Origin of the sequence: Leptospira abararensis (genome assembly GCF_016918735.1) — a bacterium.
Classification (GTDB): Bacteria; Spirochaetota; Leptospiria; order Leptospirales; family Leptospiraceae; genus Leptospira_A; species Leptospira_A abararensis.
In genome coordinates this window covers 1-24,422 of record NZ_JAFFPR010000022.1, presented here as the reverse complement: position 1 = coordinate 24,422, position 24,422 = coordinate 1, and the positions used below count along the sequence as shown (strand labels likewise).

The following is a 24,422-nucleotide window of genomic DNA, read 5'->3' as shown; positions in this document are numbered from 1 at the left end:
CCCGACGGTTGCCGGGGCTTTTACTCTTAACAAGAGTAAGTAGTGAGGAATTCGTATGGGTGAGGGCGACCTTCCCATGGCCAAATTTCTGTTTCAAACTTGTAGTGTTGGTATGTTTGTAGAAAGTTTTCTGTAAACACATCACCTTGTTTGAAAATTTCTCTTTGAGCGAGCATTTCTTCCATTGCTTCACGAAGTGTGTGAGGCATTTGACGAATTCCTTTTTCACGGATTTCGTCCAAAGAAAGTTCGAAAAGATCTTCTTCACGTGCAGGACCTGGATCAATTTTTTCTGTTACTCCAGCCATACCTGCCATAAGTAGGGATGCAAACGCCAAATATGGGTTAGCTGTTGAGTCTGGGAATCGGAATTCCACACGTTTTGCTTTTTCGCCGCTAACAAAAGGGATACGGCAAGAAGCGGAACGGTTCTGAGCAGAGTATGCTAGAATGGATGGAGCTTCGAATCCTGGAATGAGTCGTTTGTAAGAGTTAGTAGATGCATTTGTAAATGCTGCACAAGCTCTAGCGTATTTCAAAACTCCACCAACATAGTTGAATGCGAAGTCAGAAAGACCTTGGTATTTGTCTCCAGCGAAAAGGTTTTTTCCACCTTTCCAAAGAGAGATATGAACATGCATACCGTTACCGTTATCACCAAAAAGAGGTTTTGGCATAAAAGTAGCAGTTTTTCCGTGTTTATGAGCCACCATCTTAACGATGTATTTTAGCTTTTGCACATTGTCTGCAGCTTCAATCAAAGTTCCAAACTTAACACCAATTTCCCCTTGTGCTTGTGCCACTTCATGGTGCACAACGAATGTTTCCATTCCGATGGCTTCCAGAGTTTTTACAAATTCAGCACGAAGGTCCACTTGAGAGTCAATCGGAGCCACTGGGAAGTATCCACCTTTAGTACCAGGACGGTGTCCGGAGTTAAAGTTGATTTTACCTGTGTTATTGGACCCAGGGATTTCCGAGTGAGTGTTCCAGATCCCTTCGTTTGAATCCAATTCGTAGTATTGGCAGTTGATTTCATCACGTACTTTCAAACTATCAAATACGAAAAATTCATTTTCCGGGCCGAAGTATGCAGTATCTGCAATTCCGGATTTGTTCATGAACTCTAATGCTTTTTTTGCAATGGAACGTGGGCATTTTTCATAGTATTGTTTTTTGTAGATATCCCATACGTCACAAAACATAACGAGTGTTTTGTCAGCAGTAAACGGATCTAAAAAAGCCGTAGAAATTTCTGGGTGTAGTTGCATGTCAGAAGCATTGATTGGCTGCCAACGAGCAATGGAAGATCCATCAAAAGGAATCCCTTTGAATGTTTCTTCATCAACTGAATTCACATAATAGGAAACGTGGTGCCACATTCCTTTGATATCCGTGAAGCGGAAGTCGTAGAAAATGACTCCATTTTTTTTGGCATACTCAACCACTTCCTTTCCGGAAGTAAATTTTGGGGTTGCGAACTGCATTTGGTTCTCCTTCTTTCAGAGGTCGGTCTGATTGTTGTAATCTGATGTCCATTGAGATGCAAGATTTATACCAAGGCATTTCGACCTAAATATAAGGGTTTCGTGGAGTTTCTAAGCAAAATGATTTTAAAATCACGCCCAGAATCTACACAAATTGCATCCAGTGGATACTTTATGCTCAAATATTGTGCAAAAATGCACTATTTAAGCCTCCGCCATTTCGAATTACTATCTACAAAAGGGGTGATTTGGTCAACGGAATCGGAGCATTTCCGAAGAGAATTTGGAAATTTTTTGAAATCTCTACTATGTATGTTTTTTTTGTGGCAGTGGCCGAAGATTCCTAGAGGTTAGAATCTAGATGAGTTCTCGAAAAGCCGATTTTGGGCGTTACCAACATTTAGAGAGCTTTATCCACCTGTCCAAAGACGCCATTTGGTGTTACGAGTTAGACATCCCGATGCCAATCTCTCTTTCCCAGGACGAACAGATGGAATTCATCTGGAACCATAGCATCATTCGGGAATGTAATTTGGCCATGGCCCAATTCTATGGATACTTGTCTGTCCAAGACATCCATGGTAAGTATTTGAAAGACCTCGTTACTTTAAAGAGTGTATTTTTACTTCGCAAATTCATTGCGAACACCTACCAATTAGAAAATTACGAGTACATTGTGGATTTGTCGGACGGACACCAACGTGTCTTTTTAATGAATTCCCACGGACAAGTGGAGGATGGATTTCTTGTTCGTATTTGGGGCCAACAAATTGAGATTTCATCCATTCGAGAATCAGAAGTCAAACTTTCTGGCCTATTACGGTTTTCTCAGATTGTAACAGAAGTATCCAAAACCTTTGTCCATTCCAAAGCAGAATTTGTGTCCGATGCCATTCAGTTTGCCTTAGAAGAATTGGGAAAATACTCAAGGGCCGACCGTGTTTTTGCCGCAGAAATTTCTTCGGACAAACAATTTCTTTCTGTGACCCATGAATGGGTGTTAGATGGAATTCCGTCTTTATTTGAAGCCGGAACCAAACTGCCGATCGCCAAGATGAATCCTGAACGATTGGGAATCCTCGCATCGGATGGTGTGATTCATATTGCAGACACATCTTTGATGGCAGATGAACCTTGGCATCTAGATCTTTTCAAACGAGCAGAAGTTCGCTCCATTTTAGTGGTGGGGTTAAGAGACGAGGGGAATGTGATTGGGATTCTGGGAATCACTACATATGAACGGATAGGTAATTGGTCGGAAGAAACCAAGCAATTGTTAGGTTTGATTGCTGGTTTTGTTTCGCAAGGATTAGTTCGAGCTAAAAACGAAATCAAATTGATGAAAAAAGAAAAAGTCCTGCAAAGATTTTATTCCGATGTCAAAGAAGATTTGGCTTTAGCAAAACTCACCCAAGAAGCCTGGGTCGCCAAAGACTTCGGCGAAATTCCAAACGTAAAGATTCAATCTCGGTTTTTGCCTTACGATGAAATTGGGGGTGACCTAATTCTTTACGAAAAACCAACCAAAGATTGTATTGATATTTTCTTTGGAGATATTTCCGGTCATGGGATTTCCTCTGCCCTTGTTTCGGGAATTGCTGCGGTTTCTTTTAAAAAACATTCCAAATTAGAGGCAACCCCTGCTGGTATTTTGGCAGCCATGCATTTGGACTTAAAAACAATCATTTTTAAACATCATATATCTGCTTGTGTACTTCGTCTTTTTCCCAAGGAAAGAAGGGTTGAGTTTAGTTTTGCAGGTCATCCTCCTGTTGTATTTTGGAAACAGAACGAACGGGTGATGAAACTGGTGAAGGACGAAATGTATCCGATTTTATTGTTAGATACATGGGAAGGAAAAACCATTTCTAAAACTTTTGAGCCAGGGGACAGGTTGTTACTCTATTCGGATGGGATTTATGAATTAGAGGAAGAGGGTGGTGGTTATATTGGGCTCGATGTTTTTCTACAAGAGCTTTCGGAGATGATTTCTTTTTCCGATAATACTGATACCTTAATCCAAAAGATGATCGCCAATTGCCTCGTTGATAAAGATCGAATCATTCATGATGATATTGCTGTATTGTTTTTGGAATTTTAATTTTCTCTATCGGCAAGGTCCAAGACTTTTGCATCAGCTTCGGGATACTTTGCCAAATACTCGGATACAATTTTCTTTTTCCCATCAAGTCGATCTAAATGGTTTTCAATGATATGGCCGAAATCTAATTTGCCGGAAACAATTTCATACCGTTCTGTTTCGATGGTCCCTAAATCCAAATCCACCGGCACTTCATTCGCTTTGTCGGCATATTCTTTTGCCTTTTCCCAATAAGGAAGCGCTTCTTTGTAAAAGGCTTCTGCCACACCGAAACTTTCTTTCAGTTCATGTGCAAAATCTAAATTATAAAAATATACATGGCGTTTGTCAAATTTGGAAGCAAGTCTCATGTAGGAACGCATGATTTGAATGTTGATGTGCATAAACATCAAATTACGATATTTGTAGTATTCTTTTTCTGTTTTAGTCTCACATAATGAGTGTTTGGGGTGGCGGAAACGTTTCCCCAAGGCAATTTTCAGCCAATAAATATTTTTTCTGATTTCATTATCGTTGTAATGTTGTTTGAGGTTGTACAACTCATAAAAGTCTTCTAGATACTTTGGTTCCCATTTGTGGAGTTTGTAGGGAACCCAATCAGAAAACTTAGTATAGGGTCCATTTTTTTCGTATTCATAGTTGTAATCGATGTCGGTTTCCCAGGCACCGAGGGAATTTGAGAACAAGGATAAGGCAAATACGAGGGAAAGTAAAAATCCTTGTTTCATTACTCAAAGTATCGGCGGAAGTTTCCGATTCCCCAACCCAAGGATTCTTATTTTAGAGGGAAGACCTCCGCTACCCATTGGTAACCGACCCCCCGGACGTTCCGGATAGATTCTTCTCCGAGGGCATCCCGAAGCCGAACGATGGCGTTATCGATAGTCCTTTCTGTTGGAAAACTCTCCTCTCCCACAAGGTAGTCTAGAATTTCGGAACGGCTAAAGACTTTTCTCGCATCGGAGAGGAGGAGGGCAAGTAAGGCACAGTCCCGTTTCGAGAGTAATACAGAAGTTCCGTCTTCTTTTTTCACCAGGAAAGAATCTAGGTGGATTTCTTTCTCCTCCATCTTCCATTTTTGACCAAAATGGGGACGGGTTTGAGCCACTACCCGTTCTAAACGGATAAGAAATTCTTTGAGATGGAAAGGTTTGGGAATAAATTCGGCGGCTCCCAGTTCAAACCCACGAAGTCTTTCTTGGGCACCGGCTTGGGCAGTGAGAAATAAAAAGGGGATGTCCTTTTCTTTGGATAGAAAGAGTTCGGCAAGTTGGAATCCATTTCCATCGGGGAGTCGTAAATCGAGAACCACCAAATCAAATTGGTCGGGAGAAAAAAGAGTTTCCGCCTCTGCTACTGTTTTGGCCCACTGGACACGGTAGCGGTCCTGCTCCAGTCTTTCTTTTAAAGTTTCACCGAGTCCTTCGTCGTCTTCGACAAGTAAGATCCTTGGTTTCATGGAACCTCTTTTAAACTAAGTTTTACCTGGAACCCGTACAAACTGTTCGGAAATTCCAAGGAACCTTTCATTTTTTCGATTAATTTTTTGACGATGTATAAACCAATTCCACTTCCACTTGTTTTGGAATGGCGAAGGAAAGGTAGCGTAAGATTTTTTTTGTTTCCAACAAATCCGGTACCATCATCCTCTAAAAGAAAACAAATGTCTTTGTTTTCTTTTGTAATTGTAAGTTTAATGGTCTTCGCTTTTCCATGGCGCTTTGCATTTTCGCTTAAATTCTTAAGCATTGCAAAAAAAGCTTTTTTATCAACGTAGACTTTTGTTTCTTTCGGAACGGAAACATTACAAATCAAATCGGGTTCATGGTGGGAATAGGATTCACATAAATCAGAAATGGTGAGTGGTTCCATATACAAGGATTCCCCTTGCATGAGACTTGCAAGATAAAATGCATTCCCCATTTGGGATTCAATTCTCTGATTTTCTTTCCAAATCTTTCCTAATTTTCTTTTGAGTTCTGGTTCCTTAGTGTTTTCTAGGAGAACTTCAACTTGCAGTTGTAAGCTGGCGATAGGTGTTTTCATTTCATGAGTGACAGTGGAAAAAAAGTCAGATATAAGTTTAGAACGTTTGTGGTCTCTATAAGATAAAACAGCTAGAGTCACTCCACCGAAGGTCAATAGGGAAAGGAAAAAAGATCCTTCCAATTGAAGCATCCGATTGACTCGGTTTAGCTCCTCTTGGCGAGCGGCACTGATAGAAATTTCCGATATAGTTTTTGCTTGGCGAAAGCCTAAAATCCACCACCACACTCCTAAAGAGAGAGTGAGGAAAAGCCAAGCTAGGGAAAAAAACATTCGAAATTGTGCGGATCCTCTCAAATTTGCCTCTCAATTCAAGTTAAGGCCATGCGGATGGACGACGAGCAAAAAAAGATGTTGTCACATTGGAAGAACCCGAGAATTTATTTTTTAGGAGAACAACTTTGAACTTCGACGAAATCTCGAAACATCTTGGAAACGATGCGGAATCCCTTCTTGGATTCAAATCGCCAAAAATCGCTAAAGAACTAATCCACGTACCCGGCTCTGACTGGGTTGATCGAATTTTTGCTCCCACAGACAGGTCTGTACCTGTTCTTCGTAGCATCCAAACCCTTCTCGGAAGTGGCCGCCTTGGTGGAACTGGTTATGTTTCCATTCTCCCGGTGGACCAAGGAATTGAACACTCTGCTGGTGCCTCATTTGCAAAAAACCCCATTTATTTTGATGGCGAAAATATCATCAAATTGGCTATCGAAGGCGGTTGTAACGGTGTTGCTACCACTCTCGGTGTTCTTGGATCGGTAGCTCGAAAGTATGCTCACAAAATTCCTTTCATTTTGAAAATCAATCATAATGAACTTCTCACCTACCCAAACAAAAGTGAACAAATTTTGTTTGCGACTGTAAAACAAGCTTATGACCAAGGTTGTGTGGCCGTGGGTGCGACCATTTATTTTGGTTCTGCTGATTCAGGACGTGAGATTGTAGAGATTTCTAAAATCTTTCAAATGGCACATGAACTCGGAATGGCAACGATTCTTTGGTGTTATGTAAGAAACAATGCGTTCAAAAAAGACAAAGACTATCATGTTTCTGCTGACTTAACAGGACAAGCAAACCACTTAGGTGTTACCATCCAAGCGGACATCATCAAACAAAAGTTACCTGAGAACAACGGTGGATACAATGTTTTAAACCAAGAATCTTCTTATGGTAAAACAGACAAACGTATCTATTCCGACCTCACATCTGACCACCCAATTGATCTCACTCGTTACCAAGTAGCCAATTGTTATATGGGAAGAGCGGGACTTATCAATTCCGGTGGAGCTTCTGGAGAAAACGATTTACAGGACGCTTTAAAAACAGCCGTGATCAACAAACGGGCTGGTGGAATGGGTCTTATCTCTGGAAGAAAAGCTTTCCAAAAACCAATGAAGGAAGGGGTTGCTCTACTCAACGCCATCCAAGACGTATACCTATCGAAAGAAATCACAGTCGCTTAAAAGACTTGGGATCCTATCGAAATGTAAAACAAAGAAGGGCAGGGGTACTTGTATCTCTGCCCTCTATTGTTTCTGAACATTCTTTTGAATGTGGAGACATTTACAGTTTATATCCTCTTTGCGATTGGGCAAAGGATGTAGGTTTTAGCATCATTCAATTATTACCCTTAAACGATACAGGCTTTGGATACTCTCCTTATAGTGCCATCTCTGCCTTTGCCATTGATCCGCTTTATATATCCTTACATAAATTAAATCTCAATATTAAATCTCGCAAACGTGAGATTCGATTTTTAGAAAACCATCCCCTCCGCATTCGTAATCTGAAATTAGAGATTCTCCGTAAATTCTATACGGAAAACCAAAAAGAAGCGATACGGAAGACTACATACTTTTTAGAAGAACATCCTTGGTGTTATTCCTATGCTGCCTTTCGGCTCTTGTATGAAGAGTTCGAAGGAAAATCTTGGTGGGAATGGCCTAAGGAATTCCAGGATCCAAACCATGCCAAGGAATATATATTCTCCAATCGAAGAGAAGAAGCTCTCTTTTGGGTATATTTGCAAAAGATCGCCTATGATCAGTTATCTGAAGTAAAAGTTCACTTTGAAGATGCGGGCCTTTATCTAAAAGGGGATATGCCCATCCTCACCTCTAGAAATTCTTGTGATGTTTGGGAACATCCTGAGTTTTTTATTATGGATCTGCAAGCAGGTGCTCCACCCGATGACTTTTCTAAAACCGGACAAACTTGGGGATTCCCTGTTTTGAATTGGGAAGCCTTGGAAAAAACAAACTACTCTTGGTGGAAAGATCGTTTGTCTTATTTAGAACATTTTTTTCATCTCTATCGGATTGACCATGTGATTGGAATGTATAGAATTTGGTCTATCCCAAAGGATGATACAACGGCTCTCCATGGTTGGTTTCATCCTCAATTTGGAATAGCCAAAGAGGAATTTATCAAAGAAGGATTAGATCCTAAAAAATTTGAATCATTAGGTCTCATTCACGAATTTATCCCCGATCATTATATTTTCTATTGGGACTTTTGGAAAGAAGGTTCCTACCAAAATTTGGAAGAAGAGACCAAGGCAAAACTATTTCCTTTATCAGAACTTCATATCCAAGAAGAGGAAAAACATTGGAAAGAGGCTGGGGAAAAAATTTTAGAGATCTTTGAATCCTTTTCCTCAATGGTTCCTTGTGCAGAAGATTTAGGTTCCGTTCCTGGTTTTATTCGAGATTCTTTATTTGAACGCCAGATGATTGGAATCGATGTAGTTCGTTGGACAAGATCTTTCACTACGGGTGAGTTCATTCCTGAAGAATTGTATCGAGAAAACGCAATTTCTGTTTTATCTACACATGATACAAGTTTGGCGATGGATTGGTGGAAAAACGAAGGAGATCTGGAATCTAAACTTCAATTTTTCTTTGATCGAGTCGGAAAACCGAGACCCGAATCGGAAGAAGAGGCACTTGTCGGGCTTCTTCGTTTTGTATTCCAAACAAGTAGTCTTTTTTCCATCCAACTTTTCCAGGATTTGGCTCTCGGAGTTTCGGATGTTTTAAAAAATCCCGAAAAACATCGAATCAACCTACCGGGAACCCCGGACCACTCCAATTGGACTTACCGGTTTCCCATGCTCATTGAAGACTTTGCTTCCGATTTTCAGCGTAACTTTACCCTTAGAAAGCTCATTTTCGAGTCCGAAAGAAATTCTTAAATTTTTAGCTCTATGACAGGTTCGTTCAAGTCAGACAACTCAGTTTCTGGTAGTATGGATCTTTACACCCGGAGGTCTCCTTTGAGATTTGCAAAAGAAATGGCGTTTTATTCCGCTTACCATCAGGAAAAACGTAATGTACTGATCCATGTGCTTGGTGTTCCGACAATCACCTTCACTTTGTTTGTTGTCCTCAGCCGTTTTAGTCTTTTTGAATATAATGGCTTTCACGTGTCTGCATCCCTTGTATTCACTTTAGCAGTGCTTGGTTACTATTATACTTTGGATGTTTTATTTGCTTTTGTGGCGACTCTCGTTTTCGGGGGACTCTATTTGACCTCCGAGTGGATCACAACACAATTGCCAGCGACCACTGCTTGGACCATTTTTGGTCTCGGCCAAGTGATTGGATGGGGAGCGCAGTTTTATGGACATTTTATTTTCGAAAAAAGTAGACCTGCTCTCTTTGACAATCTATTCCAAGCTTTAGTTTCGGCACCGCTCTTTGTGGTGGCAGATGTTTTCTTTGAGTTGGGATATCGATTGGACTTAAAAGCGGCAGTGGATAACGAACTAAAAGCTCGTGGAGTTTGGAAAGACTTCTCTCACAAACCTGCCTAAATCAATTTTGTAAGGCTTGTCAAATGGACTCTAGGGATTTGATTTCTTCAGATAACCTTGGTTTACGATCCTTCTGACTCATTTTATATGATCAAACAGAGGCCACTTCCTATAGTTGGTTTGGTTTCTGTTTGGACTTAGATTTCAATTCTCACAAAAACATACCTTATTCAGTGATTGGCTTCCTAAAAATAGGGAGGGTTTCACTCCAAACATTTTTTTAAAAGTACGAGAGAGATGTGCCTGGTCGCTAAAACCGGCCGCATGCGAAGCTGTTGTGAGATTCTCGCCACCTTGCAACAATTTTGCGGCAATATGAAGGCGTTGCCATAACAGATACTGCCGGAGAGGAATTCCCATATTATCTTTAAACAAATGCATAAACCTGTCAGTAGAAATTCCTGAAATTTCTGAAAGTTCCGCGAGAGTCACTGGATTTGGAATTTGTTCTTTGATTTTCTGAATTGCCATTTCGATTCGTTTATCATATTTTTTTGAAACAGTTTCCGAACCAAGGAGAGAAAGGATTTGGTTGTAGAGGGACCTTGCAGATTCACAGGTTAGTGATTCACCAAACAATGGGTTGGCGATTTTTTGAATTTTCAATCTTGTTTCTTTGTCTATTGTTTTAGGAGACTGATCCATTTCAATCCGTTTGTATTCCTCTGATTTTGGATCTAATTGGATGATGACCATCTCGGACTTTGAGCCGTCCAATCTATGGTAATAATTGGGAGGGATGATGATACCATTGGATTCAATTACAGTGTTCGATTTGGTATACAAATGAAAGGATCCACGGAGAGATACTAAGATAGAAACTGCATAATGAGAATGGGGTTCGGTGACAATCCCATCCGTTCCTAGGAGAATACGCTCTCCAAAATAAAAAAGACTTCCTTTTCTTTTAGAATCCATAAATTAGAAAAACTCTAAAGGCCATTCTGAAAAAGGCAAGGATTATCGAATGAAAAAAATAGTTTGGGTTTTACTTTTGCAAGTTCTCCTTTCTTCTCTTTTGGCAGAAATATTCCCAGAAGAACCAATCTCTTGGACAGATCTGCAAGCGAAGTACAATTGGAAACTACCCCCTAAATTTCCTGAATCAGAATCTGTGGATCTTTTTGAATCGACTTTGTATTCAGAAGGTAGGCTATTTTTTCAAACAAGAGATGTCACAAAACAAATATCGATTGTTGTTTGGAATTTAGGATCTGGGGAAGCGAAGAGACTTCCTTGGGAGGGTGGAAAGGTCACTGGTTGGACGGAGTGTCGTGGGAACCTTTTCTTTCAAACGGCAAATACACTTTGGGAGATCCATCCACAGACATTGGTTGTGCAAAAAAAAATTCCGTGGCCGGATAAGGGAAAGTCTTGGAAAGACATTGTTTGTTTGGAAAATCAAATTTACCGATTGGATAAAAACCAATTGGAAGTTTACAACGTAAATACGGGAGAACTGGTTTCCCAAATTCCTCTTCCTTTTCCTTCGGTGCAACGAATTATCAAGAGAAGCGAAACGGAAATATTTCTTATTTCTTCTTTTTGGGGAAATACCATCCAAACATATTCTCCAAAAAAACAAATGGCTATTAGTGAGTTCAAGTTTCCTGTTTCGCACAGAGCCTTATTCAAATTGGCCGTTTTAGGTGAGGATCAGTTTCTTATTTTTGATCCCTTAACGAAAACCTATGGGGAATGGAAAATACTTGGGAATTCTATTTTCCCGCTGAGACTAGGTCCGAGATAGATAGCGGCGGAAACCGTTCTCTCAGTCTGACCATACAAACAATGAAGGCCGGTGATACAAAGGATATTACCGTATATCGAGCGTTACTCACTCGCTATAAAATCCAATGGAATTTGGATCCAAAGCTGAGTATAGCGCTGAATCAAAGTCAAAGTAAAAAAGGATTTAAAAGTTACCTGCAAGATGATTGGTTTTTAAAAATGAATTCTCCCTTGGTCTTGGAAAAAAGAAATGCTCTTTTTCAAGAGAGTTTTAATCTAAAGGATGTACTTACCAAAACCCAAGAGTATGTGGCATCCATTCCTTACAAGTCAGGGAGTTTCGAACCTGCACCCCAAGTGATTGAAAAAAACAATGGAGGATGTACGGAACATTCTTACGTCACCATGGCCTTGTTACGTGGTATCGGTATTCCATCCCGTTTGGTTTGGAACTATCTACCTACTGAATCTTCCAAGGAAATTACTTTTAATCATAAGTTTGTGGAAGTTTGGGTAGAAGGACTTGGATGGATTCCTATGGAACCGCTGGCTCCCCCAAAATCCAAACCTGGAGTGACCCATGCAAGGCATGTTATCTTTGCAGGACTTTCCAATCCCACTCATCCCAAAATCGCGGGTGGAGACAGGCTTGTTCAGTTGTCGAAAGAAAGTTTGAGTTTGGCCAAGAAAATTAAATTCAAATTAGTAATAGCTAAAGTCGATGAGGGAAAAGAAGGGGAGGAGAAAGAAGAGGGAGCGATCATCAAAACAAACCGTTCCCTAACCAAAGGAGAAGATCTACTTGTGCCTTAGTTATTTTCTCAGGACAAAATTTTCTCCGTTTTTGGGTCCGGACTTCCGAATAAAAAGTCTTCTTTCCACAGACACGCCCAGTAACACTTGGTAGATGTCTGTGAGGATGGGTCTTGAAGAATAGTATCCATGCCCAAGTCCACCCACACCAAATACAGGATCATCTACTTCGTTGACATTGATCACATCGACTCCAGAATACTTAAAACACATTCCCGCACGAGGGGCTCCGTTCACTTTTTGAGAAGCAACAAGGGCGTTGTCCCCAGGAGAACAGTAGAGAGTGATTCGTTCGGAGGAATTGGTTAGGTCACTTAAGATCAGTTCAAATTCATTTTTATCAAAGTCTGGTGCATTTAAGATAAGTTCCGATAGAAATTTCTTTTTGCCTTGTTTGGCGAGAGCTGCCACCGATGGTAGCACCACTTGGTGACCCATACTGTGGACGACTAAGTGGACTTTTTTTCCAAGCCCTGTGATATCAGTTAAAAATTTAGCGAATGGTTCCCGGTTGATTTTAGCCTCTGTGTAGTTTAGTTCGTAAGTGGACTTCACCATGACTTGGGAAAGGATTCCCGGATCGGCTCCGGCAGGCCAAGAATACACTACCACTTCTCCGGGAAATTTTAGATCGTATTTGATTTGTCCTGCACGAAGCACTGCTTCATCAAAATTAACATTGAATCCATGTACAAAAACCAACACTTCATCCGAAGCAGAAGATTTGATTTTGGTTAAAAATTCTTTATCGTCAGTGTTGATGCGACCTTTGAATTGAAAGAATTGGTTTTTGTCTTGGGCATTGTCCTGTGAGATATCACCAATGATATGTTTGGACGGGATATTGACCAAACAGATTCCATAATGCGGATTGATGTCGGTGATGAATCCAAAACTTTGCGGATCACAATTGTCTTTGACTGACATTTCCCTGCGTGAAGTGACAAAGTGAACATTTAGAATTTTGGTTTCATCGAAGGGATCTACAATCCGTTTGTTGATTTGTTCTCCAATTTTGGGACTACAGGAAAATATAAAATGGGAAAACAAAATGAGGAATATTAGGAAAATTGAATGTTTTTTGTGATAAGTGTTGTAGTTCATATTGAAAGTATCCAGTTTATTTGTAAGAAAATCCTTTGATGATTTTGGTTGGGTTTACGTTTTTTCCATCTTTGATGACTTCGAAGTGTAGGTGGGGGCCAAAACAATAACCTGTACAACCGGAACGCGAGATGACTTTACCGGCACTCACATAATCCCCCTCTTTCACAAAGAGTTTGGAATTATGAGCATATAAAGTTTGGTAACTGTCATCATGAGTGAGGATGATGGCGTTTCCATACCCACCCATCCAGCCGGAATAGGTGACTTTTCCTTTTCTTGCGGCATAAACCGATTCGTAATTGGCACGTAAGTCGAGGGCCATATGAAATTTGTATTGTGGGTAGGAACGAGTTCCCCAACCCGAAGTGATGACTTTGGATACCACGGGGATTCTCCACACAGGCCCTGTGTCTGGAATCACGGCACCAGGAAGGAATACTTTTTGCCCTGATTTGAATAGGTCGTAATCATCCAATTGGTTTTCTGAATAAATATCATCGATTTTGACTTTGTAGTAGTCGGCAACTTTGGCAAGTGTATCACCTTTTTTTAGTTTATACACTAAACCTTGTTTGTTGGGGATGTTTAAGATTTGTCCAGGAAGGATAGATACTTCTGGGTTAATTCCAGAACTTCCTGCAATGGATTCCGCAGAAACTTTGAACCGGCGTGCAATGTCAGATAGGGTTTCATTTTTTTTGACTTTGTACTGAGTGACTTTTAGTTTTTTGTTTTTGTTTTCAGCCAGAGCATCCAAATCAGCGGAACGTAAGATGGCCATTTTTTTATCTTCTGTTTCTTGGAGGTATTTGGCATCGGCAAGTTTTGCTTCTTTGTCCTTTACGTCGTTTTCTTCTACCTCGGTCGACATACTGAGGAATTCTTTTTCCATCAAACTTTCTTCGTAGGTTTGTTTGTCTACGATGATGGAGATAAAAAATGCTAAGATAAAGGAAGAAGTGAGTAGGGGAAGGATCCGATACCGTTTGCGGTTGAGATCAATCGTTCCATGAAGGACACTGGATTGTGATTGGAGATTATAAAAATACTTACCGGGGGAAACTTGGATTACATTTACGTTTCCCCAACGTAACACATGCTTACCGATCGTAGACTTTTCTGGTGATCGAAGTAGCATGTGTTAATAGGGGTGTGTTAATCCTTGGTATCTAAAGACTTAATCCCACCAAAGGATTCTTCCACAATCTTACGAACGTCCTTTTTTTGGCCGCCAGTGATTGTGATATTTCCTTTTGCTACTACACCTTTTTGTAGTTCTAAGTAGGGAGCAGTAATATCACCTAACATACGTCCTGTACCTTCGAGTTTGACTTCGTTTTCGGCTTTGATGTTTCCGATGAGGGTACCTGATACAATGACTTCTCTTGCGCTGATGTTGGTTTTTACTTTACCGGTTTCACCGATAACGAGTGCATCCTCAGTTTTGATATCACCTTCGAATTTTCCATCGATTCTGAGTGAACCTGCGATATAAAACTTACCTTCAAATATCGACCCTGGTCCGATAACGCTATTGATGGAATCCTTACCTATTGCCATTCCTGCTCCTTTTCCCCTTCTGTGAGAATCAAAATTTTAGGTCTTCTTGACAAGCCTTTTTAGTAGTCGATTTCCTCATCTCCACTAAACACCGACTTTTTTCGTTTTGGTGGTTTGGCTGTGGGGGTGAGTTTTTCTACTTTTTCCTGTTTTTTCTTTTCTGAATGCACCACTGTTGTTGCGGGTGTGTTCGATTTTGTTTCCACTACGTTCCAGGAAGATCCGTGGTCATTACAGATCTCTTTTGGGGCTGTTTGTGGAATAAAATACTCTTCAAATAGGTCGTGGCATTGGTTACTCGGAAGTTTGCCTGACATCCGACAGACCGTCTTTTTGGTGACTTTGACCTCGGAAAGCCAAGGAAAATCGATATGCGGTTCGCGGTCGAGAGCGCGGGCCATAAACCTTCCCCAAACAGGAGCTGCCAATTTTCCACCTGTCATCCCTCGTCCCAGGGAAATGGTTCCCACATCATACCCAAACCAAACAGAAGTCACAAGTTCTGGGGTGTAACCCACAAACCATGCATCTCGAAAGTTGTTTGTGGTTCCTGTTTTTCCGTAGGCTTTGCGGTTTAGTCCATACGACAAAACCCCGCGTCCGGTCCCTTCTTCTACAACATCTTTCATCATGGAAGTGATGAGGAAGGCTGCTTCCTTGGAGATGATTTGTTTGCGATCATCTTCATCGAACTCTTTACGAAAGTCTTTGATGACATTTCCCGCATTGTCTTCCACATACAAAACAGAGATTGGATTTACCGTTTTGCCACCCGAAGCCAAAGCCGCATAGGCCCTTGTCAATTCATAAGGAGTGAGTTCAAAGGAACCAAGGGATACACTAAAGTTATAAGGAATGTCTCGACCGGGAAGTTGTAATAGTCCTCGTAAACTTTCCATTAGGTTGGAAAGTCCCACTTGTTCCAAAACGCGAACGGCCACGGAATTTTTGGATTGTTCCAAGGCTTTCCGTAATAAAATAAATCCAGAGTATTCGCTACTATAGTTTTCGGGGGCCCATTCGTCTCCGTCTTCCATTAAGTATTGGAGGGGAGAGTCCGCAAATAGAGTTGCGGGTGTCACATTTTTTTCGGGGTCTGGGTTTTTACCTGAATGGTCCATGGCCGCTGCATATAGAATGGGTTTGAAAGCAGATCCCGGTTGGCGGAAGGCTTGGAAAGGACGGATTTGTTGGTTGTCGGAACGAAACCCCGAACCTCCCACCATGGCTGTGATGTATCCGGTTTCGGGACGGATGGCGATAAGAGAACCTTCTACAGGAAGTAAATGGTCTTTTGTGGTTTGCGACGTATAATTTTTGTCAATTAAGTCCCCAAGGAAATCATCCCCAGTTAATAAATTCAATGCAAAGAATTCATCTCGCAGGTCTTCTTGGTAGGCAGAAGAAAACGTACGTTCTGTCCGAGAAATATGAAATTTAAAATCAGGCAGATCATAGAGATCAGCAATGAGAGAATACCCGCTTCCATACAAATCATCAAAGGCATCAATATTGCGAAAGGCTCTTTGGTTGGATTCTAAAGTTTGTCTTTGAAGGGCCGGAAGTAGGGCTTTTTCTGCTTCTTCTTGGTGGCGGATCTGGATGGTGGAATAAATTTTTAGGCCCCCATTGTACAAACGGCCCGAACCAATGGAACGAATTAAGTTCTTTCGGATGTATTCGGTAACATAAGGAAAGCGGTTTAATCTGTCAGAAAAAGCGGAATCATTGGGGGAACGATTGAGATTGGTATAGTATTCTTCGAGAGCGGCATATTCTTTTTCGGCATCGGCAACAGACATCCTTCCATTTTCGACTAACTTACGAAAGACGACTCGCACCTTGTTCATGCTGGAAACAGGATTGACGATAGGACTGAATTGGGTGGGTCTTGTGGTAAGGCTTGCAAGAATGGCCGCCTCTCCCCAACTTACATCTTGCACTTCTTTACGAAAGTAAAACCGAGAAGCTGCTCCGACCCCAATGGTTCCATGTCCCAGAGGAATTTCATTTAAATATACTTCTAGAATTTTATCTTTTGGATAAGCAAGCTCTAGTAAAAAGGCAAGCCATGCTTCCCGAGCCTTCCTTGCGATGGACCTTTCGATGGATAAAAATTTTAGCCGTGCTACTTGTTGGGTGATGGTGGAGGCACCTTCTTTCACTCGCCCCGCCATCAAGTTTACCACAAAGGCACGAGCAATTCCTTTTAAATCAATTCCATTATGGGAATAAAAAGAATTATCTTCTGTAGATAAAAAACATTGGATCACCTTGTGTCTGTTATCTGGAGAGAGAGTGGTTTCGTCTGGTTTTAGTTGTTCCAAACGAACGGGGATTCGAGAAAATTTATAATACTCGGCAATGGGTTCGTATTGCCCCTTGTCATTTAATCCATACAAGGTGGAAGGGATGTCATAGACCGCAGCTTCTCCTAGTCGAAAGAAGTCTTTGATAGAACCGGTAAGTAAAAAAACATTCAATGCACCAAAGGCGAAAATGGCTATGGCAGTGTTTCTTAATTTTTTGTCTCCGGTCCAAATCCTTTCTGTGACAATCCGAAACCAAATGATAAAATACTTTTCAAAGAGCCCAACGGGTTCTTGTTTCATAAAATTCCCTTAACTTTTAATCCCCATCAAACGAGGGGAGAAAATTCCTTCATATGGTCAATTCCGTGGTAACGCAGACCAGTATCTAAATTATAACCACCAAGAGAATCCAGAATTTTCGATCTGCTTTCCGGAGAAAAACTATATTCATAGGCTCTCGTTAAAATTTCTTTGCTAGCTTGGCTTGCTTGGTTCAAAAGTTCGATAAAGGAGTCGTTAAACTTTCTTTTGGGGTCGGCAGGATAGAACCATTCCCTCTTTTCATCGTTCATAATCTTGGGATTGATTTCATCCATTGCCGGAAGCATGAGCACACTCGCATTGTATTTATGAAAAGTCAAAGTATCCACTACACTCACAAGCCCACGCATAAAAGCACTTCTCGAATCCAAAGTGGAGGTAAACCGGTAAAATCCAAGATAGGATTCATTTAAAATATCCCCGGGGATGATCTTTTTTTCAGATCCTAAATAGGCAGAGGCAAATTCATCGGGGTAGGTTTCTTTGATGGACTGCAACCAAAAGTTCCAAAGTACAGGATCCATTTTGTTTTTGATTCCAACGGTTCTGTGGCGGATGTCAATGTATTGTGGGAAGTCATACTCTTTGGCACTCATTCCCCAGCGGTGGTTGATAAGAAGGGTATCCAGTCCAAACTCCACCTTCATATGGTTCACTTGTGCTTGGTAAGAGATCTTCTTATCGTTGTTATAGTAATCGCCCGAAATATAAAAAATATAAGGATGGGTTTGGATGTCGACTACGCAGTGGCAGATGTATCCTAAAGTGAAAGCAAGGAACCGGTCCCGGTACAGTCCCATCTCTGTATCATAGACTTGGTCTAGAAAACTAAGGATGAGTTCGGCAACTCGGTCATGGTGGGCCAGGTCACCAAAGAAAGCGGCCTTTTTTGTGCGTTTGGGTTGTAACACGTGATAGAAGTAAAAGATATCAGGTGCCACGGCACCGAGGTTTGCGTAAGATGCAACGTCTGGTCTTGAGAGTAATGCGGCAATCCGACGTTGGGTCGCATTTCCATGTTCCAAATGTTTTTTCACTTGGGAGAGAGCTTCAATATGTGTAATCTTTCCTGCCATTTTCTACTTTTTTGACTTTATGGAATGGAACCTATTGAAAGGTTTATCTTAAATCCTATGACATCAATCGAAAAACTAAAGTTTTTGAAAGAAGACCAAGTGCGAGCTTTGGCAAAAGAATTTGGAACCCCGCTCTTTGTCTATTCCGAGAAAGAAATTGAACAAAAATGTGACGAAGCCCTCGCGTTTCCGAACGCCTTTGGGTTACAAGTCCGTTACGCCATGAAGGCAAATCCCAATTCGAATATCCTTCAGATTATGAAAAAGAAGGGCATTCTCATCGATGCTTCTTCGGAACATGAAGTGGTGCGAGCCCTTCACTTTGGATTCAAACCCGAATCCATCATGCTCACTTCCCAAGAATTACCGAAAGCATTCGCGGAACTCATTGGCAAAGGCGTAAAATTCAACGCATGTTCTCTTCGCCAACTCGAAGCCTTTGGAAAAACCTTCCCTGGAAAGTCAGTTTCTATTCGTTTCAATCCGGGCCTGGGTTCGGGACATACCAAAAAAACGGATGTGGGTGGAGTCACTTCTTCCTTTGGAATCTGGCATGAAAAATTGCCGGAAGTGAAAGCCATTGTTGAAAAATACAAAATCATAGTAGAAAAAGTACATACCCATATTGGATCAGGAAGTGACCCGGAAGTCTGGAAGGCAGTTGCTAAGTATACTTTAGAATATGCCGAAGCTTTTCCCACAGTGACTGTTGTGAGCCTCGGTGGTGGTTACAAAGTAGGGCGGATGGCTGAGGAAACTTCGACCGACTTACAAAAGATTGGTGCTCCTGTAAAACCACAATTCGAAGAATTTGCAAGTAAACACGGTAGAAAACTCATTTTAGAAATTGAACCCGGAACCTACCTCATTGCACTTTGCGGGGCCCTCCTTACCACTGTGGATGATTTGGTGGATACTGGCCCGAAAGGATTTCGATTTTTAAAACTCGATACAGGGATGGATGCAAACACCAGACCTTCGTTATACGGTGCAAAGCACCCTCTCATCACAGTCAAAAAAGAAGGCGGAGTCCCAAAATCAAACACAGAGTATGTGGTTGTGGGCCACTGTTGTGAATCAGGAGATGTGTTCACTCAAAAAGAGGGGGGAGAGCCCATCACTCGTCTTATGGGAGAAGCAGAAGTCGGTGACTATGTGGTAATGGATGCGGTTGGTGCCTACTGTGCCAGTATGTCGACCAAGAACTACAATAGTTTTCCAGAAACTGCAGAAGTGTTACTTCGTAAAAACGGCGAAGGAAAACTCATCCGCAAAAAAGAACCAGTGCTTGAGATCTTTCGAAACGAAATCCTCGTTGTAGAATGACCGAATGAACCAATTGTATGTGGTCCTACTTGCAGGTGGGACAGGTTCCAGGATGGGGACGGAGGTTCCCAAACAATTTTTGAAAGTTAGGGGGGAGTCCCTCCTTCGGCATTCGGTCAAACGATTCCGAAGTTTTGGACTTACCAAATCCATCACTGTTGTCTCTCATCCCGATTGGATTTTAGAAACTGAAAAAGAATTGGATGATCTATTGGAAGGGAACGACCGGATTGTTCCTGGGGGGGAGAGTCGCCATCTGTCTACGTTATGTGGACTGGAATCCATTTCTTATGATTCTAAAGATATCATTTTTATCCATGACGTGGCACGCCCTAACTTCAAACAAAATGAACTTTATCAATTAATCGAACAAACCAAAATTTTCGGTGGGGCTACCCTTGTAGGAAAATCTACAGAAAGTTTGGTGCGAGTGCGTCTGCACCAAAACTATACCGAAGAACCATTAAAAAGAGAAGAAGTGTATTCTGTCAAAACTCCGCAATCCATTGCTGGGTTTATGATTCAGGAACTTTTGCTTGTGGAACTTCCAACGGATCAAAAAAAACATCCGACGGACCTTTGCACTTGGATGGGAAAAAGAAGGGTAGGAATTGTGGAAACCGACTACCATAACATCAAAGTCACAAGTCCCGGCGATGCAGAACTTGCTGACTCTTTGTTTTGGGAAGAACTACCTCCCGTGGAATAACTTAAAACGTTGTTTCCAAATCCAAATGCGAAATAGGTTTTTGTTTTCTATCGTATCAATTTGAATTCCAAACCCGCTAGGTTTTCCATACTTCCCTTGTGGGTTGGACCAACGAACCACACCACCTACAGATATATCTCCCGATCGGGTCTGGATTTTTACGTTACAAATTTGATCTTGGTCTAGAACCGAACTTGTTTCAATATACAATCCTTCTAGGGAAACATTCAGAAGTGTACCTTGGCAGATTTTGTTATCTTTGCTTGAGAAGTTTACTGGATTGGAAACAGGATACCTCGGTGCAAACACTCTAGCTAAAAAAGCTTCATAGATTTGTTTTTCTTCTCTTTGGTTGATTTGGAAGAAGAGTTGGACACCGGCAATTTCGGATCCATCACTCTCTTCGTCGATCCTTACGATTTTTGCTTGTACAGAAATAGATACTGGTTCTCTATTTTCCTTTTCTAATTTTAAGAGGAGATTGATGGGGTCTCCGACCTTTAGAAAGTGATGTGCGGGGATAGGGATGAGGATACCGTTACGCGAGATATTGATAGTTTGCCCATCTCCGTCACGTTCGCCATCGGCATTGGTCCAATGGAAGGGGACAGGGTGTGTTTCTCTGTATTTAGTTCTCCAACCGCGACGGATTCCACTTAAGTAAGGTGCGGCAATTTCTCGCCGTAGGAAATAAAATACAGTCCCAAGAAGTAGTGTGGTGGTGACCATATTCCAAACGATGTCAGCCGTATGAATGCGGATACCGGCAAGAAAGATCTTCTTTCCGAGAGTGACAGACAAAACCATCCAAACATTATAAGTAAGGATAAGAAAGGTAAAACAAAGGAAGAGGTAGTATCCAAATTTCTTTTTGGTAACAAGGCCATAGGCGATGATGGCACTGAGACCAGAGAGTACATATTGTAATGGCTGGATTCTAGAAAGAATCATTCCAAAATGATCTAAATCAAGATCATATAAGGAAGCCGTAATATAGACATTTAAAAAGGGAACCGCAAGAAAACCTAGGGTCACCAGTAGAACGGGGATGGGATAGTTAAAGAACCGCAAAGTCACCCGCAAATCAAACTCGATTTTAGGGATTTAGTCAACTTATTTTTAAAGCTAAAGGGTTCGGGAAACAGAAGTTCCATCCTAGTCTTTCTCCTCTGGTTCTTGCAAATCTTGTGTTTTGTCCTCATTGGATGTGACGGATTCTGTGGTAACGGGAGCGATTTGTAAGGAAGGCATTCCGTTGATAAGAATATGCAATTCTTGTTGTCTTTCGGAGATGGTATCTTCTACGGAGGTTAGGCGATTTATAATGCTATGAAGAATCACAGAAAGAAATCCTGGACTCTCTTTTCCCATAGAGAAAAAAATCTCTTTTGTGATGACTCCGACCTTTGTATCTTCTGCTGAAGCAACCACCGTGGCAGCTCTCGGTGATGGAAATACCAGTGCCATTTCTCCAAAAAACTCTCCTGGGTTGATATCTCGAACATAATGATCTTCACCATTGGCTTTTCTTTTGAAAACCTGGAGTTTACCTGCAAAAACAAAAAACATTTTCCCGTTACAATCTTCGCCTTCAGAAAAGACTTTGGTTCCTTCTGAAAAATGATCGATTCGCACTTCGGTGATGTACTTTCGCAAATGGTCGACGTTCATTTCTCTTCTTCCTTTTTGATTTCTTCTAACAGTTGATCCAGTTCGGTGAGCCTGGCTTCTGCCCGGTGGAGTTTTTCGACCGTACTTTTGGTCAGTTGGAATAAAAAATGTGTATTGATCCGAGCCAATTTTTCAAACTGATCCTCTCTGAGGATTCCGACTCGTGCATTGGCAGAAACCACGCTGATGGTCATAGCCCTGGGCCTCCTTGTGAGAAGTGAGAGTTCGCCGAAAAACTCGCCCGGCCCTAAACCTTTAATGACTTCTTGCGTTCCATCTGGCGTCCGTTTGGTGACGGCAAACATCCCGCTCATGATACAATACATACTTCCATCATGTGGATCTCCTTCGCGAAAAATCACATCCCCTCGCAAATACACTTGCGTAGAGATATTTTGCATAAATTCCAGTATGTTCATCGGAGTTGTCCTATTGGTATCTTACATGAGAACAAAAATTCAAAACAAAGGCAAGTGAATCACAAAAACTCACTAGACAGAATTCCCTAGTACAAAAACCTGCTTATACATGCTCAATGCGGGCGTGGCGAAATTGGCAGACGCACCAGATTTAGGTTCTGGCGCCGAGAGGCATGGGGGTTCAAGTCCCTCCGCCCGCATAACAACTCTCCTTAAAACAATCCAAACATTCAAATGACAACAAAGCCTAAGGGACTTGAACAGTTCCCTGAGCCTGTTATGGTTGCGACCCATAGGGAGCAATCATAACATAGAGCATGCTCGGATGGCATGCGACGAAGGGAGCCGTGCCTCGAAGCGTAGCAAACACACGGAAGTGTTTGCAGCGAAAGAGGCAAGTCCAGGAGCAACTTAGTTTAAATATAAAATCTATTTCGAATCGCCAAAGGGATTCTAAAAGAAATCTCTCTTAAACAATCATTATCTACTATTCTCTGAATTTCCTAGAACAATCCACTTCGCCGACCCATAGGGAGCAATCATAACATATCCCTAGAAACCTAATCGGAGAGGTCAGGTAGGAGATAAGATTTTTATAAAGTAACAGTATGATCTTAAATGATTCGATAAAAAATGGTCTCTTCGGAATTGGATGAAATGATCCTAATCGTAATAAGATAAAACAAATCAAGTATGAGGAGGTATTAGATGAGTGAGATACGTGTAATTGATGCCTTAGAATTATTTTTTCATCTCTTTTGATAGTTTTTGAATTTATATTAAGACTACTCTTTTTGCTTTTCCTTTCAAAATCATGCAAGCGATTACATCTTGGATCCATAGATAAACTGCCAATCTCTTGATAGCCGGAAAAAAACTCCTCCTCAATTAATTGATTCGGGAATATTTGAAATAAGATTGATTGACACATAGAAAAATCTAGGTTCAATGATTTAAGTTTTTATTCCTTGGAAATAGAAAGTCAAAATAAGAGAAAATATAGTGAAACATAATTCTATAGATAATCGGTTCAGTTTGTTTCTTTTTGTATTTATATTTCCGTTTATTATAAACTGCGAATCAAAGAAAGGGAAAGATTCGAAAGATTGTTCGAATGCTTGGAAAATTCATCAAATATGTGTGATGATTAATGATAACAATACAAATTTTTGTCGGCCACAGTGGGATGGCGTTGTTTTAGCCTGCGGTATGATTTAAATATAGGCATTCGATTTTAAGTTATGATTGATTGTCGATATGTGGCTAGAATCGTGAAAGATATTTGAAGAAATTTGTATGGACTACCAAACTTTTTCACCACATCCCGATTTGAGTTCCTTTGTGAAATGTTATTGGACTTTGGAAATCCCGAAGGCATCCTCTTATCCAAGGCAGCGCATCGTTCCCGATGGTTGTATGGAAATGGCATTTATTTTGGGAGACAATATCAAACGTTTCACTAGTGAAGAAGATTTTATTCTGCAGCCTCGCGCCTCTCTCATTGGACAAATCACCGAACCATTTTACATTGAACCAACAGGTTTTGTGAAAACCTTTGCTGTTCGATTTTATCCTTATGGAATCATTCACTTTGTAAATGATTCCATTGAGCGCTTGGCAAATAAGGAAACGCCACTGGATCAATTATTTGGAATGGATATTGCGAAAGACTTGGTAGAAGAAATAATTCATGCAAAAAATACAGAAATGCGAATCAAAATGATTGAAGATTTTCTTTTGAAAATGCTAAATAAGGAAACAATCATTGATCGGATAGTAAGAACTACTATTGATTCTATTATGGAAACAAGGGGATGTGTATCGATCAATGTAATTTCGGAATACGATGTGTACAGATACAGTATTCGCCTTACACAATCCTCTAATTTAATTTAGATTATTGATTTTTTTCCTGTGTTAATTCTC

At 41.0% G+C, this 24,422-nt stretch carries 22 protein-coding genes and 1 tRNA gene; 10 read left to right on the top strand and 13 right to left on the bottom strand.

Features of this window, described 5'->3' with window-relative positions; genetic code table 11:
• Positions 1–26: 26 nt before the first annotated feature.
• On the bottom strand, positions 27–1,487 hold the full coding sequence (gene glnA / locus JWG40_RS06540; protein WP_205285047.1) for a type I glutamate--ammonia ligase: 1,461 nt from the start codon (positions 1,485–1,487) through the stop codon (positions 27–29).
• A 361-nt stretch (positions 1,488–1,848) separates the two neighbouring features.
• On the opposite strand from glnA, the gene JWG40_RS06535 reads away from it, so the two are divergent.
• A complete protein-coding gene (locus JWG40_RS06535; protein ID WP_205285046.1) occupies positions 1,849–3,588 on the top strand; it encodes a PP2C family protein-serine/threonine phosphatase in 1,740 nt (579 codons plus the stop codon).
• Here the strand turns inward: JWG40_RS06535 and JWG40_RS06530 are convergent.
• Genes JWG40_RS06530 through JWG40_RS06520 form a run of 3 tightly spaced genes read right to left on the bottom strand, consistent with a single transcriptional unit; the run spans position 3,585 to position 5,907 of the window.
• A complete protein-coding gene (locus JWG40_RS06530; protein ID WP_205285045.1) occupies positions 3,585–4,316 on the bottom strand; it encodes a hypothetical protein in 732 nt (243 codons plus the stop codon). The genes JWG40_RS06535 and JWG40_RS06530 overlap by 4 nt on opposite strands.
• A 47-nt stretch (positions 4,317–4,363) precedes the next feature.
• Positions 4,364–5,047, bottom strand: a complete 684-nt coding sequence (locus JWG40_RS06525) for a response regulator transcription factor (protein WP_205285044.1) — start codon at positions 5,045–5,047, stop codon at positions 4,364–4,366.
• Entirely contained in the window at positions 5,044–5,907 is an 864-nt protein-coding gene (locus JWG40_RS06520) for a sensor histidine kinase (RefSeq protein ID WP_205285043.1), read from the bottom strand. Before JWG40_RS06520 ends, JWG40_RS06525 begins: the two co-directional genes overlap by 4 nt.
• Positions 5,908–6,035: 128 nt before the next feature.
• Here JWG40_RS06520 and JWG40_RS06515 point away from each other — a divergent pair, with 128 nt between their 5' ends.
• The 3 genes from JWG40_RS06515 to JWG40_RS06505 all read left to right on the top strand — a co-directional run bounded on the left by JWG40_RS06515 (position 6,036) and on the right by JWG40_RS06505 (position 9,451).
• Complete coding sequence (locus JWG40_RS06515; protein WP_002981248.1) at positions 6,036–7,100, top strand: class I fructose-bisphosphate aldolase; 1,065 nt, start codon at positions 6,036–6,038, stop codon at positions 7,098–7,100.
• Positions 7,101–7,105: 5 nt separating this feature from the next.
• The gene (locus JWG40_RS06510) at positions 7,106–8,830 is read left to right on the top strand and encodes a 4-alpha-glucanotransferase (RefSeq protein WP_205285042.1); all 1,725 of its coding nucleotides are present in this window, start codon (positions 7,106–7,108) and stop codon (positions 8,828–8,830) included.
• 81 nt (positions 8,831–8,911) lie between these two features.
• Complete coding sequence (locus JWG40_RS06505; RefSeq protein WP_205285041.1) at positions 8,912–9,451, top strand: Mpo1 family 2-hydroxy fatty acid dioxygenase; 540 nt, start codon at positions 8,912–8,914, stop codon at positions 9,449–9,451.
• 144 nt (positions 9,452–9,595) lie between these two features.
• Here JWG40_RS06505 and JWG40_RS06500 read toward each other — a convergent pair whose 3' ends face one another.
• On the bottom strand, positions 9,596–10,369 hold the full coding sequence (locus JWG40_RS06500) for a helix-turn-helix transcriptional regulator (RefSeq protein ID WP_205285040.1): 774 nt from the start codon (positions 10,367–10,369) through the stop codon (positions 9,596–9,598).
• Positions 10,370–10,418: 49 nt separating this feature from the next.
• Here JWG40_RS06500 and JWG40_RS19900 point away from each other — a divergent pair, with 49 nt between their 5' ends.
• Together JWG40_RS19900 and JWG40_RS19895 are read left to right on the top strand one after the other, a co-directional pair.
• On the top strand, positions 10,419–11,201 hold the full coding sequence (locus JWG40_RS19900) for a hypothetical protein (protein WP_232369228.1): 783 nt from the start codon (positions 10,419–10,421) through the stop codon (positions 11,199–11,201).
• Positions 11,150–11,995 (top strand): transglutaminase-like domain-containing protein, encoded by an 846-nt coding sequence (locus JWG40_RS19895; RefSeq protein WP_232369227.1) that lies wholly within the window; start codon positions 11,150–11,152, stop codon positions 11,993–11,995. The genes JWG40_RS19900 and JWG40_RS19895 overlap by 52 nt, the downstream gene beginning before the upstream one ends.
• On the opposite strand, the gene JWG40_RS06490 is transcribed toward JWG40_RS19895, so the two are convergent.
• Genes JWG40_RS06490 through JWG40_RS06470 form a run of 5 tightly spaced genes read right to left on the bottom strand, consistent with a single transcriptional unit; the run spans position 11,996 to position 18,371 of the window.
• Positions 11,996–13,099 carry an alpha/beta hydrolase gene (locus tag JWG40_RS06490; protein WP_205285039.1) on the bottom strand — a complete coding sequence of 368 codons (1,104 nt, stop codon included), beginning with the start codon at positions 13,097–13,099 and terminating at the stop codon, positions 11,996–11,998. It abuts the gene before it with no gap.
• Positions 13,100–13,115: 16 nt separating this feature from the next.
• Entirely contained in the window at positions 13,116–14,240 is a 1,125-nt protein-coding gene (locus JWG40_RS06485; protein WP_205285038.1) for a M23 family metallopeptidase, read from the bottom strand.
• Between the two features lie 17 nt (positions 14,241–14,257).
• On the bottom strand, positions 14,258–14,662 hold the full coding sequence (locus tag JWG40_RS06480; protein WP_002974102.1) for a bactofilin family protein: 405 nt from the start codon (positions 14,660–14,662) through the stop codon (positions 14,258–14,260).
• A gap of 59 nt (positions 14,663–14,721) precedes the next feature.
• The gene (locus JWG40_RS06475; RefSeq protein ID WP_205285037.1) at positions 14,722–17,274 is read right to left on the bottom strand and encodes a penicillin-binding protein 1A; all 2,553 of its coding nucleotides are present in this window, start codon (positions 17,272–17,274) and stop codon (positions 14,722–14,724) included.
• Positions 17,275–17,300: 26 nt separating this feature from the next.
• Positions 17,301–18,371, bottom strand: coding sequence for a zinc dependent phospholipase C family protein (locus JWG40_RS06470; protein WP_205285036.1), 1,071 nt, complete (start codon positions 18,369–18,371; stop codon positions 17,301–17,303).
• A gap of 57 nt (positions 18,372–18,428) precedes the next feature.
• On the opposite strand from JWG40_RS06470, the gene JWG40_RS06465 reads away from it, so the two are divergent.
• The gene (locus JWG40_RS06465) at positions 18,429–19,697 is read left to right on the top strand and encodes a diaminopimelate decarboxylase (protein WP_205285035.1); all 1,269 of its coding nucleotides are present in this window, start codon (positions 18,429–18,431) and stop codon (positions 19,695–19,697) included.
• A 4-nt stretch (positions 19,698–19,701) separates the two neighbouring features.
• Entirely contained in the window at positions 19,702–20,406 is a 705-nt protein-coding gene (locus tag JWG40_RS06460; protein WP_205285034.1) for an IspD/TarI family cytidylyltransferase, read from the top strand.
• Here the strand turns inward: JWG40_RS06460 and JWG40_RS06455 are convergent.
• From JWG40_RS06455 to JWG40_RS06445, 3 genes are all read right to left on the bottom strand, one after another.
• Positions 20,389–21,483, bottom strand: coding sequence for a PilZ domain-containing protein (locus tag JWG40_RS06455; RefSeq protein ID WP_205285225.1), 1,095 nt, complete (start codon positions 21,481–21,483; stop codon positions 20,389–20,391). The genes JWG40_RS06460 and JWG40_RS06455 overlap by 18 nt on opposite strands.
• A 78-nt stretch (positions 21,484–21,561) precedes the next feature.
• A complete protein-coding gene (locus JWG40_RS06450) occupies positions 21,562–22,077 on the bottom strand; it encodes a Crp/Fnr family transcriptional regulator (RefSeq protein ID WP_205285033.1) in 516 nt (171 codons plus the stop codon).
• The gene (locus tag JWG40_RS06445) at positions 22,074–22,496 is read right to left on the bottom strand and encodes a cyclic nucleotide-binding domain-containing protein (protein WP_205285032.1); all 423 of its coding nucleotides are present in this window, start codon (positions 22,494–22,496) and stop codon (positions 22,074–22,076) included. The genes JWG40_RS06450 and JWG40_RS06445 overlap by 4 nt, the downstream gene beginning before the upstream one ends.
• 118 nt (positions 22,497–22,614) lie before the next feature.
• Between JWG40_RS06445 and JWG40_RS06440 the strand changes: the two genes are divergently transcribed.
• Both JWG40_RS06440 and JWG40_RS06435 read left to right on the top strand, forming a co-directional pair.
• Positions 22,615–22,696, top strand: a tRNA-Leu gene (locus JWG40_RS06440).
• 1,096 nt (positions 22,697–23,792) lie between these two features.
• Complete coding sequence (locus tag JWG40_RS06435) at positions 23,793–24,392, top strand: DUF6597 domain-containing transcriptional factor (RefSeq protein ID WP_205285031.1); 600 nt, start codon at positions 23,793–23,795, stop codon at positions 24,390–24,392.
• Positions 24,393–24,422: the final 30 nt, after the last annotated feature.